This window comes from Treponema socranskii subsp. buccale (assembly GCF_024181585.1).
Taxonomy (GTDB): Bacteria; Spirochaetota; Spirochaetia; order Treponematales; family Treponemataceae; genus Treponema_D; species Treponema_D buccale.
In genome coordinates, this window is the sequence record NZ_CP054258.1 from 2,562,772 (window position 1) to 2,576,092 (window position 13,321).

The following is a 13,321-nucleotide window of genomic DNA, read 5'->3' on the forward strand; positions in this document are numbered from 1 at the left end:
TGAAAAAAATTGAAAAATTATTTTGAAAACGCATCATGTGCCGCGCTCGCCGGCAAAGGCGCGCATCGGAAGACTTATGCGTATGCCCGTCACAAGTGCAAAGCCCGCACAAAACGCACTCGCAAAAGAAAACATCGATCCGTCGCTTTTTTTAAAAATCGTATAAGAGATATCCTGCATAAAACGAATACCGACAGAGCCTACGGCATGGGGCGGCGTACAAAACGATACACCGAAAGTTCCCGAAAAAGCGGGAGAAGCCGTACGTTCGCCGAAAAACGTCGGAGCGCCGAGCGTAACGGCAGGGCCGGCATAAGCGCGAATATTGTCGTTCAGCTCCAAAATAAACACGAGCGGAACCAAAACGGCACCTCCGTTATATCCTTTGATCATCGTTCCGATTCCCGGACGGAACTTCCATTTTGAAAACGTTATGTCGGCACCGGAATCGATGCCTCGAAAATTCGCGAAAAAACGCTCAGGTTCGAAAAACGACCAATCTATCGCCATAGAAAAACTGCAGATAAAATTATCGATACATTTACCGGAATCGGATCCGGTCTTTTTCGGATCGGCGTCGACTTTTACCGTATCTGTACGTATGAACTCGGACGACTCATCCCCGCCCGATTCACCGCTGTCGGCAACCGTTTTTTCGCCCGATTCTTTATCGCTTTTACCGGAAGCCGCCGTTTCCGCGTCAGCCGTCGTGCCGTTTGTTTTTTTTTCGGAATTTTCACCGGAAGAAGGTGCGCCGGTTTTTTGCTTATCGGAACCGTTCGAAGTCTTTCCGCCCGCCGCGCTTTTTGCCGAAGGAACAAATCGCCCCGCGCCGACATAATACGTTTTCCAATAATGCTCATCGAGAGACGAAACGATAACTCCCGTTTTCGGACCGTCGCTCGCCGCGTGGATCATTTTACCCTCTCCGATATACAAACCGACATGCGTCATGCGCCCCGACGACGATGCGGAAAAAAAGAGCAAATCGCCCGCTTCGATTTCATCGTCCGAAATATGCTCGACAAATCGATATATGGCATGTGAACTGCGGGGAAGCTGCACCTTCGCCGATTTACGCGCGATAAAATAGATAAAGCCGGAACAATCGAAGGATTCCGGTCCTACCCCGCCTGCAGCATAGGGCGAGCCGATATATTTTTTTGCTTCCGCAATAAGCGCTTCGCGCTTCGCCTGCGCCGCTTTCGTTTTCGATTCGGCGGATACCGCCGCGCAAAGTGCAAACAAAACTATGCCGAAATACAGACGGCTTCGTACTATTCCCATACTTCTATTATAGGCGAAAAAGGGAATTTTTTCAGCGATTTTTTATAATGCGACAACATGATCGAATCGCAAATTTTTTGTTGACAGATTCATCGAAGTATAATTATAATATAATTATGGATGAAATACTGTTTGAATGGGATCCGCTTAAATCGGATTTAAATTATGCAAAACATAAAGTAACATTCGACGAAGCGAAAACGGTATTTTATGATGAAAATGCCATATTGATTGCAGATCCCGATCATTCAAACCAGGCTGAAGACCGCTTCATCATACTCGGTTTAAGCACAGAATTGCATATGTTGTTGGTATGTCACTGTTATAAAGAAAACGATAGAATTAGAATTATTTCTGCCCGAAAAGCGAATTTAAAAGAATCAAAAGAATATGGAGGACGAATATGAGAAGCCATTATGATTTTTCGAAAGGGATAAAAAACCCTTATGCAGATACATTAAAAAAACAAATCACGATCAGGTTGGATGACAGTGTAATCGATTATTTTAAAGATATGGCGAAAAGAACGGGAATATCATATCAAAACATCATTAATTATTATCTTTTGGATTGTGTAAAAGAAAAGCGGCGTCTTGAATTGACGTTCAGCAAGTAAATGTTCGTTGCATAAATTTATCCCCCCGATTTCGCAATTGTGTGATAAAATAGTATAATATGACAAACACAAACAATCTTCCCTGGTCGTTTCTCGATTCATACCGAGGCAAAGTTTTCGACGGCGAATGGCCGACTTTTCCGCAAGTGTTCCGGATTTCCGCAGAGCGGTTTCCGGACAGTCCGTGCTTTACCGATTTCGACGGCCCGAACGCTTCAAAACGGTCTTTCAGTTACGCGCAAGCGCTGAAAAATATAGAATCGCTTGCGGTATGGCTCACGGCGAACGGCATTAAAAAAGGAGATCGGGTTGCCGTAACCGGAAAGAATTCGCCCGAGTGGGCGATCGCATATTTGGCGATCCTTTTTGCCGGCGGTATCGTCGTCCCGATCGATTACGCGCTGCGCGACAACGAAGTCGACAATCTTTTGCGCGTATCGGATCCGAAAATCATCTTCGTCGACGAAGAAAAATACGAATACTTCGCACGCAATGCCGCCTCTTTGAAAGTCATGTCGCTGAGTCCGAAGTACCCGGAAACCTATGTTTGTAATTTAAAAGCCGACGGCAAAATCGAACCGAACAGGGAAGCCGAAAGCGGCGATGTCGCGGCGATTTTATTTACGTCGGGAACGACGGGTACGCCCAAAGGCGTCATGCTCACGCACGAAAATTTAATAAGCGACTGCTATATCGCACAGCTGAATTTCAGGCACTACAACGGAGACGTGTTTTACGCGCTCCTTCCGATTCATCACGCGTACACGATGCAGGCGGCGTTTATCAATCCGCTGTCGACGGGAGCCGAAATCGTATTCGGAAAAAATATGGCCGTCTCCCGCCTCATGCGAGAACTGCGCGAAGGCAAGATTACCGTTATGCTCGGTGTGCCGCTTTTATACAACAAACTGCTCGCCGGCATAAAAAAAGGCATACGCGAAAAAGGCGTACTCGTCGCAGGCATTATGCGCTTTCTCATGGGGTTTTCCTATCTCGTCAAAAAACTCACCGGAAAAAATCCCGGAAAAGTGCTGTTCAAAGCGGTACTCCAACAGGCGAACATCTACACGCTGCGCGTCGCAATCTGCGGAGGCGGACCGCTTTCTTCGAGCGTGTTCAAAGCGTACAACGCCGCGGGCATCAATTTTATTCAAGGGTACGGCTTGACCGAAACGAGTCCCATCATCGCGCTGAATCCGGTCGAACGTTTTAAAATCGAAAGCGTCGGCAAAGATTTTTATCCGTACGAAGAAGTTAAAATTATCAATCCCGATAAAGACGGTATCGGAGAAATCGCCGTGAAAGGCCCGATGGTAATGAAAGGCTATTACAATATGCCGGAAGAAACGGCGAAAATGTTTACCGACGACGGCTTTTTCAAAACGGGCGATGTCGGCAAAATCGACGACGAACGCTATATTTCGCTGTGCGGACGGGCAAAGAACATCATCGTCACGTCGGGCGGAAAAAACGTGTATCCCGAAGAGATCGAAGACGCGTTTCAGCTCTACGACAATATTCAGCAGATCACGGCGCAGGGTTATGTCGAAGACGACGAATCGAAATCGGAAAGTATAGAAGCGCTGATTTATCCGAGCGACGAAGCGTTCAAAAAACTCGGCATAGAACGAGGCGATTCTTTTTCGAATGACGATATACGGCATCTGATCCAAGCCGACGTCGATGCGGTAAATCACACGCTGCAGCCTTATGCGCGGATCACGAAGATAACGATTCTCGACAAACCGCTGGAAATGACGACGACGCTCAAAGTAAAACGGAATTACAAAAAATAATAATTAATAATTCGAAAAGTTGTGGAAAGCGATGAAATATGCTATACTGTATTAGTGATGATAGAGAAGCGCACCGATAAAAACAGTACACTTCCTCGCATAAAAGCGCATACAAGTAAAGCAAACTACTTGACACAACTGTGCGCATCGCAAATCCTGTTCCCGAGCGCGTGCTCAACTCGTGGGAATTTATCGACGCGATCCGAAACCGGCTTTAATGCGATATAAAATTAATTATTAATTTTTTCGGACGACACGTATCTGCGATCCCGCCCTCCGCGGCTCACTCACGCTCGGCCTCCTCGCTCGCTTGCGCTCGCTCCGGTGGCTGCCTGCGGCACCGCTCCGGCCGGGCGTAAGTTTATACCTCATCTTCATGACCGTACCGAACATAAAGTCGTCGGTAAAGGTGAGTTCTTCGACGGGTTTAGGAATATATTCCATGGGGATACCTTCGATTGTTGAGATAGAGCCGGCAGGAAAGTCTCTGCAATATATATCACCTGTAAAACTGTAAATTCCGCGGTTTTTTATGAAAAATACACGTAACTGCCACGAACGGCGGTTCCGCAGCTCCTTCTCCAAAATCGCTTCAAAAAACTCCGAAATCGCAACATCTCCGCGATATATAAGTAGGGAGGTCGATAAAAAGCATCGGCTGAAATAGCGCCTCCGCTAAAGTCCGGAGCCGAAAAACGCCGAAGCGTTTTTCTTTTATGGGAGACACTCGCGATTTCTGCGCCTTGCTCGAAATCGCAGCGTTCTTATCTCGTGTTTGCGTTGCAAACTCGACTATTGAACGTGTGCGCCGCTTGAAACTTCGCGCTTACGCGCTCGTTGCGAGGCGCGCGCACAGAAAAAACTTTTTCGGAAGTTGCAACTTCCTGCAAAAGTTTTTTGAGAGGTATTATGGCAACACACAATCGTCGGTATAAAGATTCGGTCTTTGTCGATTTTTTCGGCGAAGATAAAAATGCGAAAGCAAACTTTCTTTCGCTCTACAACGCATTGCATGGAACAGAACTTGACGCATCATCGGCGGAACTCGAACCGCTCCGTCTCGAACAGGTGATGTATATGGCGTTCCGCAACGACGTCGCCTGTCTCGTCGACAGGAAAATCATCGTATTGATCGAACACCAATCCACAATCAACGCCAACATGCCGCTCCGCTTTTTGCAGTACGCCGCACGCCTTTATGAGCGCATTCAAAACCCGCGCGACCGCTATCTGAGACGCCTGAAGAAGATTCCTACGCCGGAGTTCTACGTATTCTACAACGGCGAAGAAGATTACCCGGAAAGCACGACCCTCCGTCTGTCCGACGCTTTTATAGCGGCGCCCGAAAAACCGAGCCTCGAACTCGTTGTCAGCGTGACGAATATCAATTATAATAAGGGTAATGAAATCTTACATACGTGTAAACCGCTGAAGGAGTACACGCTGTTCGTAGATGCCGTGAGAAGACACACAAAGCTCGACAGCGAAAACGGCTTTCGAAACGCGATCAAAGAGTGCATACAAAACGACATCCTGCGGGAGTATTTACAAAGAAAAAGTCGGGAGGTGATGAATATGCTCATAGCTGAATACGATTACGACGTGGACATTGCCGTGCAGCGGGAGGAAGCATTACAAGAAGGCGAAGCGAAAGGTTTTTCGCTTGGTATCGCACAGGGAAAACAGGAAGGCATTTCCGCCGGCTCACATCAAAAAGCGCTTGAAACGGCTCAAATCTTAAAACAGCTAGGCGATCCCATACAAAAGATTGCCCAAGCGACCGGCCTTACCGAAAAAGAAATCAAACAGCTGTAAACCGAGCTGCTCGCGCGGCAGCAATTCGTCACATCTTCGACCGCCTCTCGTTTTACCTCTTTTCATTTACATGATTTTTTCCGTGTATACATTTCCGGTGCAACCGCTCTGAAAACGCTTCACATTTTCAGAGTTAGCTCTAAAAACTGCAGTTTTAGAGGTTCCAATAATTAATAAAACAAAAATATCACGTGTCCTCGACAGGGATTACGCATGAAAAATGTATACACAGAAAAGAGACATAATATAAAATAAAAAAGGCGGAACGCGAGGCAGCGGCAATGCCGCCGAGCCGCTCAGACCGATGGCAAGCGAACTTTTTGGTAAAAAAGTTCGCGCAGTCCGATTCCAATCACGGTCTGCCGCGGCGAACGGCAGGGCTGCTGCCGGGAGTGCAGCCGATTTTTTACGGTAATGGTTATTTTTTGAGGAATATAGATTCTCATGCGTAAGCCCTGTGTCCTCGATTAATAAAAGTTGTGAAAATCAGCGGAATATGTTATAATAATCATAGGATAGCGGAAGTGTTCGACATCGGAAGACGTGCATCCTGCAAAAGTCTTTATGGGAGGTTTATGATGAACAAAGTAAAATCGAACCCTGTACATCTGTATAGGGGGGGGGGGTACTCGATAAAGCCCTTTTAAAAAAAGTACCGATTACAGCGGGCGCTTTGCTTTTTGCCGCAGCGCTCGTTTTTACAGGCTGTTCCAACGGCAGCGATTCGGGAGGCGAAACACCGCCGGTAACAAAGTACAAAGTAGAGCTTGACCGCACCGTCGGCGGCAATGTAAAAGTAACACCCGCACTGAGCGAAGACGGCATGGCAGCCGAAAACACCGTGCTCACTTTTACGGCAACGCCGCTTCAAGGCTACGATCTTGAAAAGTGGGAGCTTGACGGCACGGCGGTAAACGGCACAGCGCTTACCTACACGCTCAAAGTTACCCGGGCGGCAAAGGTTGAGGTATTCTTCAAAACGAACGGTGAGCCGCTTCCTGCCCTGCACACGGTAACGCTTACCGAGCCGGAGCACGGCAGTGTAGATACTGTGCCGGTAATCCCGTTCGGCCATCACCAAGTGCCCGAAGGTACCGAACTTATCTTTAGGGCAGAACCGGATGCAGGCTATGCGGTTGATAAGTGGACGGTTTCGGCGGGCTCATTTTCAGCAGGCGGCACAGACGGAAGCACGAGCGCAACGCTTAAAATCACCGAAGCCGTTACCGTAACGGTTACCTTTAAGCAGGTACTGTGTAAAATCGATTTCGGCGTAGACGGCACGGGCGGCACGCTCACGGCAAAAGTTGACGGCAGCGAAATCAGTTCGGGCGATATGGTGGAACACGGCAAAACCGTCGTCTTTAAGGCAACGCCTGCCGGTTCGAGCTGTAAAGTGGAACAATGGACGAACAACGGAACGCCCATCGCCGCAGCGGGAACAAACACAACCTACAACCACACCGTAACGGCAGCGGCAAATATCAAAGTAAAGTTTAAAAGTACCTATACCGGACCTGCGCTCACGGTAAATACAACGGCATTTACCAAAACGGCAGGAAATAGTTTTGAACACCGGTTCATAACATCAGGATCGGGCAGCTACACGGCGGAAGCGGAAACGCCGAACATCCTATATCTCATCCTACACAACCTGAACAGTCAGGGTAAAATCCGGGTACAGTGCAAACAAGCAGGCTCAACGCGCATAAAGATAACCGACAAAGTAAGCGGGCAAACCGCTTTTTCAGGTCTCATCACCGTAAAACCGGACGAAGACTACTTTGAAGAAGGCGGCATGCGCTACCGCATAACGGACAAAACCGCCCGAGAGGTGAGCGTAACCGCAGAGACAGCTCATTATATCTACGAGCCGTATACGGTACCATCGCTTACCATACCTAAGGAAGTTACCCACGGCGGCATAACCTATACGGTAACGGGCATAGAGCGCCCCAACCTTTGGGGAACTACGCTGCAAAGCGTAACGGTCGCATCCGATAACACCTACCTTTTGGCCGAAAACGGCGTTATCTTTAACAAAGATAAAACCGTACTGTTAGGCTATCTGCCGGGTAAACCGGATGTTTTTTACACCGTTCCTGCAAGCGTAACAGAACTGGGAGAGGGCTCTTTTTCCCAAGTTGCCGCACTGACATCCCTTACACTGCCTGACGGCTTAAAAACTATTGGAGATAAGGCGGTTTGGAACTGCGAAAACCTTGTTGTGCTTAACCTGCCGTCTTCGCTGAAATCTATCGGCTGGCGTTCGCTGGGGTTTATAAAGGTTAGCTCAATGGTTGTGCCGGAAAACATAACGCAGCTTTGGGACTTATTTCTTTCCTATTGTCCTGAATTGACGTCGGTCGAGCTCCCCTCAACGCTTACCGAAATGAGGGGGGATGTCCTTGTGTACGATCCTAAACTGAAGGCGGTAACGTGCAAAGCGGTACATCCGCCGGTCATTGACGGCAACGCGTTTAAAAATACTCCCATCGATTCCGCAACGCTCCGCGTCCCCGCCGGCTCCAAAGCACTCTACCAAGCCGCAGAAGGCTGGAAAGACTTCGGCACGATTGTGGAGTATTGACGGTGCCGTCCTAAACGGCATACGGCGAGGGTTTGAAAACGGCTGAAAATCCGCAAGCGGATTTTCAGCCGCGAGTTTTGACGACGTGCAAACTTCTTGAAGAATACAGCTGCTTTGTGGAAGAAGTGAGGAAGAAAACCCGACTCGGCAGCGAAGCCGGATTTCCCGCACCCTGATCCGGAATTGCGGAAAGTATAAACGGACAAGCGAAACAGCGTTGAGTTAATTACTTGAATCGGACAAACGGATCCATGCACTCAGCTCTTCACAAAATTCCTTCGGGTGCAGCGTAAAAAATTCCGCGTGATTCATTCCCGCGTTTTCGACAATCTGCACATGCGGGAACGCTTTACGGATATACGCGATGTCCCATTCCCGCGCTTTTTTTTCATCGGAGCCGTACCAATACGCTATCCGGCAGTTGACGGGCGGAACGGGATCCGGCATGGAATAATTATTGCAGGAATAGAACGAGCGCCAAATTGTTTTCGCGCTCATGCCGTTCATGGCGGTCTTGATGTATTTGAGATCCTCTTCCGTATATTTTTCCGGGTCGAACATGCTCCGCAGCGCTTTAACGCTCATATGCTTGCCGATCTCCAGCATTATAAAATCACGGATGCCGATGAGGTAGGTCAGCGGCTTCCAAAACCGATACGGAGTCATGCCGCCGTCCAGTACGGCGCAGTCGATGCGTATCTTTCCGGCCGCAAGCATCCGTGCCGCGACAGCTCCGCCCATGGAACAGCCGTAAAGGCAGGTAATGCTTTCATGCCCGTGCTTTATAAGCCATGCCGCCGTTTCGTCGGCGATCCGTTCCACACCGGTAAAATCCGTTTTCGGCGCATCCGGATCAAAACCGGGCATTGCGGGAATAACGAGATGAAAGTCTTTTTCCAATATCGGCGTTACATAATTGAAAATATCCCACCGCGCGCCGAGCGGGTGAAACAAAATTAGAAGTTCTTTATTTCCCTTTCCGAATTCATGAACGGTCATTTTTGCCCCTTATGCGAGCGTCCCTCCGAAAGGGATTCCGAGCATTTTGCAAAACGCCCGATAATACGCTTTCGCCTTGTCGTCCGAAATACCGGTAACGAAAAACGATTCGTCCGGCACTTCCGAAAGAAAATCGGCGGCCGCGGTAAGAATATTTTCGCTTTTTTCTTTTTTCGAATTAATAAGATTGTCGTGTACTTCGATCGCACGGCGCGCAACGCCGTCGCGAGAATCGACGACGCTTACGTTTTTTCCCGCAGCCTTTTGCATGATATCCGCAAGGTGCGTAAAATGCGTACAGCCGAGTACGATCGTGTCGCAGCCTTTTTTCGCAAAATAATCGAGTGCGGGCATAACCGCACGCATCTTTTCGTTTTCGTCGGCGGTAACAAGCTTCCGTTCGATAAACGAAACGAGATCGGCATCTCCGCGCGAATATATCGTACAGCCGGACGCGAAACCTTTTTCGAGCTCGCGTATGTATGCGTCACGCACGGTCGCGTTCGTCGCAAGCAAACCGATTTTTTTATTTTTCGTCACCGAAGCGGCGAGCTTTATCGCAGGCACCGTACCGATAAACGGAACGAAAGGAAACCGTTCGCGAAGGGAGGCGAGAGCGGAAACGGAAATCGTATTGCACGCAACGACGATCGTTTCCGGACGCCACATATCGATGACGCGCGAAACGGCAGCCGTCGCGTATTCGATTATTTCGGGGACGGTTTTTTCTCCGTACGGAAAATGCACGGTATCGGCGAGGTAGGCGCAGGTCGCGTCGGGGGCGAGCCGTTTGAGCCGGAGCATATAGGGGATGCCGCCGGTACCCGAATCCAAAAACGCAAAATTCATAAAACGATACCGCCGAATAAACTGTTGAACGCATCGCGCGCTTTTGCCGCCTTATCGTCTGCCGTTGCAAAATCGGTGCGAGGTGAAAACGATGCGCAAAAATTAGCTCTCTCTTTGTCGGCGACAAGCTCTTCCACGGTTTCCCGGCAGTCGTAATGTGCGCCCGGTGAATAAAACGTACAGTTGCGGCAGACATGCAAATCGGCTCCGCAAAATTCGCATACCGACGTTCTGAATATTTTTTCGGAACTGCGTATCGCGCGCTTGCATTTCCAGCACATATAATCGATTGTAATCGTTTGACTAAACAAACGCAATAGCGTACGATAAAACCATGTTTACGCTGAACAAGTGCCTCGTTCACTCGTGCAAAAATCTTTCGCTTTCCGTTTTCAATAAAATAAACGACATAACCGAAGAGCGAGGATACTGTCTCAATCACACGCCCGATCCGGGACGCGCAAAAAAATCGATTTACGATTATATTACAACGCACGATACGATCGTCGGCTTAAATGCGTCAGGCATTATATTCCGCGACATCGATTTATCGAACAAACGATTTTACGGCTGCAATTTCCAGCACTGCACGTTTACCGATCTCCGTTCGGAAGGTTTGCGCGCCAAACTGTGCATGTTCGATTTTGCGACCTTCGCCGACTGCACGCTCACCGGATCCACCGTGCAGTTTACTTCGTTCGCCTGCTGTACGTTTTCGCACACGATATTCACCGGCAGCGACATGGTGCAAAACAATTTCAACGGCGTGCAGGCCTTCCAATCGTCGTTCGACGATTCGGATTTGTACAATTCGCGTTTTATCGGCGCGCGTCTCGTCGACACGTCGCTCAGAAATTGCAATATCAAAAATACGCTGTTTCTCGAATGCACGTGCGAAAACGTTTCAATGAAAATGTCGAACACGAGGGAAGCCGTTTTCGACCGCAAGGGCAGCGAACTCTTTCAGGGAATCGAATCGAAAAACAGGGTACCCGTATGAAAATATATTTTCATCTCAATATCGGCGGATTTTCAAACTGTTACATCATCGAAAACGAATTTACTAAAGAAGCGATCGTCATCGATCCCGGAAAAATTACGGACGACATCATCAAACGCATCGAAGACGAATCGTACAAACTCGCGGGTGTCTTTATCACGCATAACCACGGAAGCCACGTGCACGGATTAAAAACGCTGCGCAAAATATATACGCCCGCCGTCTATGCAGCCGATTGGGAAGTCGCGGGAAACGACACGCACGTCATCACGGGCGACGGTAGAATCCGCATTGCGGGTCTTACGGTGCGCTATATGGCGCTGCCCGGACATACCGCAGATTCCATGGTCTATAAAATCGGAAACGTCCTCTTTACCGGCGACAGCCTCTCTGCGGGAAAAACCGGAAGCACGAACAGCAGCTATTCCGATTTCGTGCTCAGACGGAACATCGAACAAAAAATACTGTCGGAAAACGATGCGACCGTCATCATGCCGGGACACGGACCGCCGACCTGCGTCGGAGCCGAGCGCATGTTTATCGTATGAGCCACACGCGGCCGCACGAAAGCCCCCAGTTGTCGAACGCATATTCGTCGAATACTTTTGCCGCATCTTCAAACGGAATACCGCGGGTTTGCCGTACGTGCGCTGCAAGTTCGGGAATTTCTTTTTGTACCGACGTCCAATTCGCGAGATTGACAAAATATGCGGCGACGGAGGAAACGTTTTGCTGCATGATGTACGCCATAAATTCGTTGTGTACGAGATATTCGTCATTTAAATCGTAGTTGAGATTCGGATGCAAATGCCAATAGCCCGCTAAAAAATCGCGCGAAGCTTCATCCGTCGTATAAAAAACGGCGGCCGCGGCGTTGCGAAAATTTTCATCGGTAAAAAAAATACCGTGCCAGCCTTCGTGCGCGATATAGCGATTGCGAAGCCATTCGGGCGATTCCTGCGAAATCGAAATGAGAGCTCCCCGTCCCGCGGCGAATGAAGCGCCGTCGGCTGTTATCACGCCGTTTGCAAGCAGGATATCGCGTAAAAGAAGTTCCCGCTCATTAAGCTGAAAATCATCCGCTTTTGTTTTTGTAAAGAACGCTGCAAGAGATGCGGCGCTGTAATCGTGCGCATTAAAACCGTGCATGCTTTCGAGCTCTTCATCGGTAAGGAGCGTTCCGCGGTAGCCCATCTTTTCGGAAAAAAATGCGAGACGTTTAAAAAAATCGTCTTGCACGGCAAAGTCTTTCGTATCGATAAAGAGCACGCCGGGAAATCTGTCCCATTCGAAAAGTTCATAATCGCTCGTGCGCCACTTCGCCCGCGGCCACGAAATGATCAAACCCGGATCGGTTCTAAAAGGCGCAAAAATTCTTCCGCCCGCATTCAATTCGTTTTTGACATCGTTCCGCGTCATCATGAGGACGGGAATATTATTAATTTTATCACGACAGGAAACCGTCGAAAACGGGTTTGCAAGAGGCGCCGTCGGTATATCGTACGCATACGTTTTTTTTACGGAACCCGATACATGCACTTTATTCGTACGAAAAATTGTTAATTTTTCACCGCCCGCATTCAGTTCCGTCTTTACCGGATTTTGCGCCGTCCCCCAATCCTCAGGCGCATAAAACGCCGCGACGATCTTCGGCATAACGGCCGTGTCCGTATTCTGCGACGGAAAGACAAGCGACGCGCCGGAAAAATCCGCTTCATCGGGCGTCTCGTGCATCACTCCCCCGTTCGGCGCGAACGCAAAGAGGGGCACAAAAGCGCTTTTATCCCAGCCTATCGCCGCACTTCGAATTTCCGCCGAGACAATCAAAGAGGGGACGGCGGCGTACACGAAAAAACCGCACGGGATGTTCTTGCCGTTTTTCATTTCGTCTTTTTCAATCGAAAACGCGAGAGCGAATTCGGAAAGATTCTGCACGACGAGGCTTGCGAGCGGACGCTTTTCAATTTTCTTTTGCAACGCGCCGCGAAACGTAAAATCGTCGGCAAATAAAAAGCCGAGCATAAACGCTTTATCCGCGTCCGCCTCCTCATTACGCACGATCCGTATGCGTACCGAAAGAGAGGCATCTCCGAAGCGTTCAATGTACGAATCGAGAAACCGCTTTTGCTCCTCCGTAAATCGATAATATGCGTAGCCCGACTGCGCCTGTTTCGATTTCGCATTTGCGTTCAACGCCGTAAGTCTCGATGCGGGCACCTGCAGCTCTTCCGGAAAGGCGAGCAAAAGCGAAGAGGTTTTCGACAGATATTTTTTTGCAAGCAGACCGATATCGCAGACGAGCAATACGGTAAGCGCGCTTAAAAGAATTTTTTGCTTTATTGTTAATTTTTTAAAAAAAGACATCATCG

14 protein-coding genes are annotated in these 13,321 nt (G+C 48.9%); 8 read left to right on the plus strand and 6 right to left on the minus strand.

The window, feature by feature from the left end; translation table 11 throughout:
• Positions 1-33: 33 nt before the first annotated feature.
• Complete coding sequence (locus HRI97_RS11485) at positions 34-1,287, minus strand: C40 family peptidase (protein ID WP_253725576.1); 1,254 nt, start codon at positions 1,285-1,287, stop codon at positions 34-36.
• Between the two features lie 116 nt (positions 1,288-1,403).
• Between HRI97_RS11485 and HRI97_RS11490 the strand changes: the two genes are divergently transcribed.
• The 3 genes from HRI97_RS11490 to HRI97_RS11500 are packed head-to-tail and all read left to right on the plus strand — an operon-like array spanning position 1,404 to position 3,699.
• Positions 1,404-1,694, plus strand: coding sequence for a BrnT family toxin (locus HRI97_RS11490; protein WP_253725577.1), 291 nt, complete (start codon positions 1,404-1,406; stop codon positions 1,692-1,694).
• Complete coding sequence (locus HRI97_RS11495) at positions 1,691-1,903, plus strand: BrnA antitoxin family protein (RefSeq protein WP_253725578.1); 213 nt, start codon at positions 1,691-1,693, stop codon at positions 1,901-1,903. The genes HRI97_RS11490 and HRI97_RS11495 overlap by 4 nt, the downstream gene beginning before the upstream one ends.
• 59 nt (positions 1,904-1,962) lie before the next feature.
• Positions 1,963-3,699, plus strand: coding sequence for an AMP-dependent synthetase/ligase (locus HRI97_RS11500; RefSeq protein WP_253725580.1), 1,737 nt, complete (start codon positions 1,963-1,965; stop codon positions 3,697-3,699).
• A gap of 237 nt (positions 3,700-3,936) precedes the next feature.
• On the opposite strand, the gene HRI97_RS11505 is transcribed toward HRI97_RS11500, so the two are convergent.
• Positions 3,937-4,143 carry a hypothetical protein gene (locus HRI97_RS11505; RefSeq protein ID WP_253725582.1) on the minus strand — a complete coding sequence of 69 codons (207 nt, stop codon included), beginning with the start codon at positions 4,141-4,143 and terminating at the stop codon, positions 3,937-3,939.
• Positions 4,144-4,608: 465 nt separating this feature from the next.
• Here HRI97_RS11505 and HRI97_RS11510 point away from each other — a divergent pair, with 465 nt between their 5' ends.
• From HRI97_RS11510 to HRI97_RS11520, 3 genes are all read left to right on the plus strand, one after another.
• Positions 4,609-5,514, plus strand: a complete 906-nt coding sequence (locus HRI97_RS11510; RefSeq protein WP_253725584.1) for an Rpn family recombination-promoting nuclease/putative transposase — start codon at positions 4,609-4,611, stop codon at positions 5,512-5,514.
• Between the two features lie 673 nt (positions 5,515-6,187).
• A complete protein-coding gene (locus tag HRI97_RS11515; protein ID WP_253725585.1) occupies positions 6,188-8,104 on the plus strand; it encodes a leucine-rich repeat domain-containing protein in 1,917 nt (638 codons plus the stop codon).
• 32 nt (positions 8,105-8,136) lie between these two features.
• Positions 8,137-8,280 carry a hypothetical protein gene (locus tag HRI97_RS11520; RefSeq protein ID WP_253727340.1) on the plus strand — a complete coding sequence of 48 codons (144 nt, stop codon included), beginning with the start codon at positions 8,137-8,139 and terminating at the stop codon, positions 8,278-8,280.
• A gap of 46 nt (positions 8,281-8,326) precedes the next feature.
• On the opposite strand, the gene HRI97_RS11525 is transcribed toward HRI97_RS11520, so the two are convergent.
• The 3 genes from HRI97_RS11525 to HRI97_RS11535 are packed head-to-tail and all read right to left on the minus strand — an operon-like array spanning position 8,327 to position 10,233.
• Positions 8,327-9,103 (minus strand): alpha/beta fold hydrolase, encoded by a 777-nt coding sequence (locus HRI97_RS11525; protein ID WP_253725587.1) that lies wholly within the window; start codon positions 9,101-9,103, stop codon positions 8,327-8,329.
• A 9-nt stretch (positions 9,104-9,112) separates the two neighbouring features.
• The gene (gene murI, locus HRI97_RS11530) at positions 9,113-9,952 is read right to left on the minus strand and encodes a glutamate racemase (RefSeq protein WP_253725588.1); all 840 of its coding nucleotides are present in this window, start codon (positions 9,950-9,952) and stop codon (positions 9,113-9,115) included.
• On the minus strand, positions 9,949-10,233 hold the full coding sequence (locus tag HRI97_RS11535) for a hypothetical protein (protein WP_253725590.1): 285 nt from the start codon (positions 10,231-10,233) through the stop codon (positions 9,949-9,951). Before HRI97_RS11535 ends, murI begins: the two co-directional genes overlap by 4 nt.
• A gap of 53 nt (positions 10,234-10,286) precedes the next feature.
• Between HRI97_RS11535 and HRI97_RS11540 the strand changes: the two genes are divergently transcribed.
• Positions 10,287-10,952 carry a pentapeptide repeat-containing protein gene (locus HRI97_RS11540; protein WP_253725592.1) on the plus strand — a complete coding sequence of 222 codons (666 nt, stop codon included), beginning with the start codon at positions 10,287-10,289 and terminating at the stop codon, positions 10,950-10,952.
• Positions 10,949-11,500 carry an MBL fold metallo-hydrolase gene (locus HRI97_RS11545; RefSeq protein WP_253725594.1) on the plus strand — a complete coding sequence of 184 codons (552 nt, stop codon included), beginning with the start codon at positions 10,949-10,951 and terminating at the stop codon, positions 11,498-11,500. The genes HRI97_RS11540 and HRI97_RS11545 overlap by 4 nt, the downstream gene beginning before the upstream one ends.
• On the opposite strand, the gene HRI97_RS11550 is transcribed toward HRI97_RS11545, so the two are convergent.
• A complete protein-coding gene (locus HRI97_RS11550; protein ID WP_253725596.1) occupies positions 11,490-13,319 on the minus strand; it encodes a hypothetical protein in 1,830 nt (609 codons plus the stop codon). The two genes, HRI97_RS11545 and HRI97_RS11550, sit on opposite strands and share 11 nt — an antisense overlap.
• Between the last annotated feature and the right edge of the window lie 2 nt (positions 13,320-13,321).

Excerpts from the sequence above, each read along its gene's own strand:
- HRI97_RS11485 (WP_253725576.1), bottom strand. The coding sequence starts at position 1,287 with ATGGGAATAGTACGAAGCCGTCTGTATTTCGGCATAGTTTTGTTTGCA.
- HRI97_RS11490 (WP_253725577.1), top strand. The coding sequence starts at position 1,404 with ATGGATGAAATACTGTTTGAATGGGATCCGCTTAAATCGGATTTAAAT.
- HRI97_RS11495 (WP_253725578.1), top strand. The coding sequence starts at position 1,691 with ATGAGAAGCCATTATGATTTTTCGAAAGGGATAAAAAACCCTTATGCA.
- HRI97_RS11500 (WP_253725580.1), top strand. The coding sequence starts at position 1,963 with ATGACAAACACAAACAATCTTCCCTGGTCGTTTCTCGATTCATACCGA.
- HRI97_RS11505 (WP_253725582.1), bottom strand. The coding sequence starts at position 4,143 with ATGGAATATATTCCTAAACCCGTCGAAGAACTCACCTTTACCGACGAC.
- HRI97_RS11510 (WP_253725584.1), top strand. The coding sequence starts at position 4,609 with ATGGCAACACACAATCGTCGGTATAAAGATTCGGTCTTTGTCGATTTT.
- HRI97_RS11525 (WP_253725587.1), bottom strand. The coding sequence starts at position 9,103 with ATGACCGTTCATGAATTCGGAAAGGGAAATAAAGAACTTCTAATTTTG.
- murI (WP_253725588.1), bottom strand. The coding sequence starts at position 9,952 with ATGAATTTTGCGTTTTTGGATTCGGGTACCGGCGGCATCCCCTATATG.
- HRI97_RS11535 (WP_253725590.1), bottom strand. The coding sequence starts at position 10,233 with ATGTGCTGGAAATGCAAGCGCGCGATACGCAGTTCCGAAAAAATATTC.
- HRI97_RS11540 (WP_253725592.1), top strand. The coding sequence starts at position 10,287 with ATGTTTACGCTGAACAAGTGCCTCGTTCACTCGTGCAAAAATCTTTCG.
- HRI97_RS11545 (WP_253725594.1), top strand. The coding sequence starts at position 10,949 with ATGAAAATATATTTTCATCTCAATATCGGCGGATTTTCAAACTGTTAC.
- HRI97_RS11550 (WP_253725596.1), bottom strand. The coding sequence starts at position 13,319 with ATGATGTCTTTTTTTAAAAAATTAACAATAAAGCAAAAAATTCTTTTA.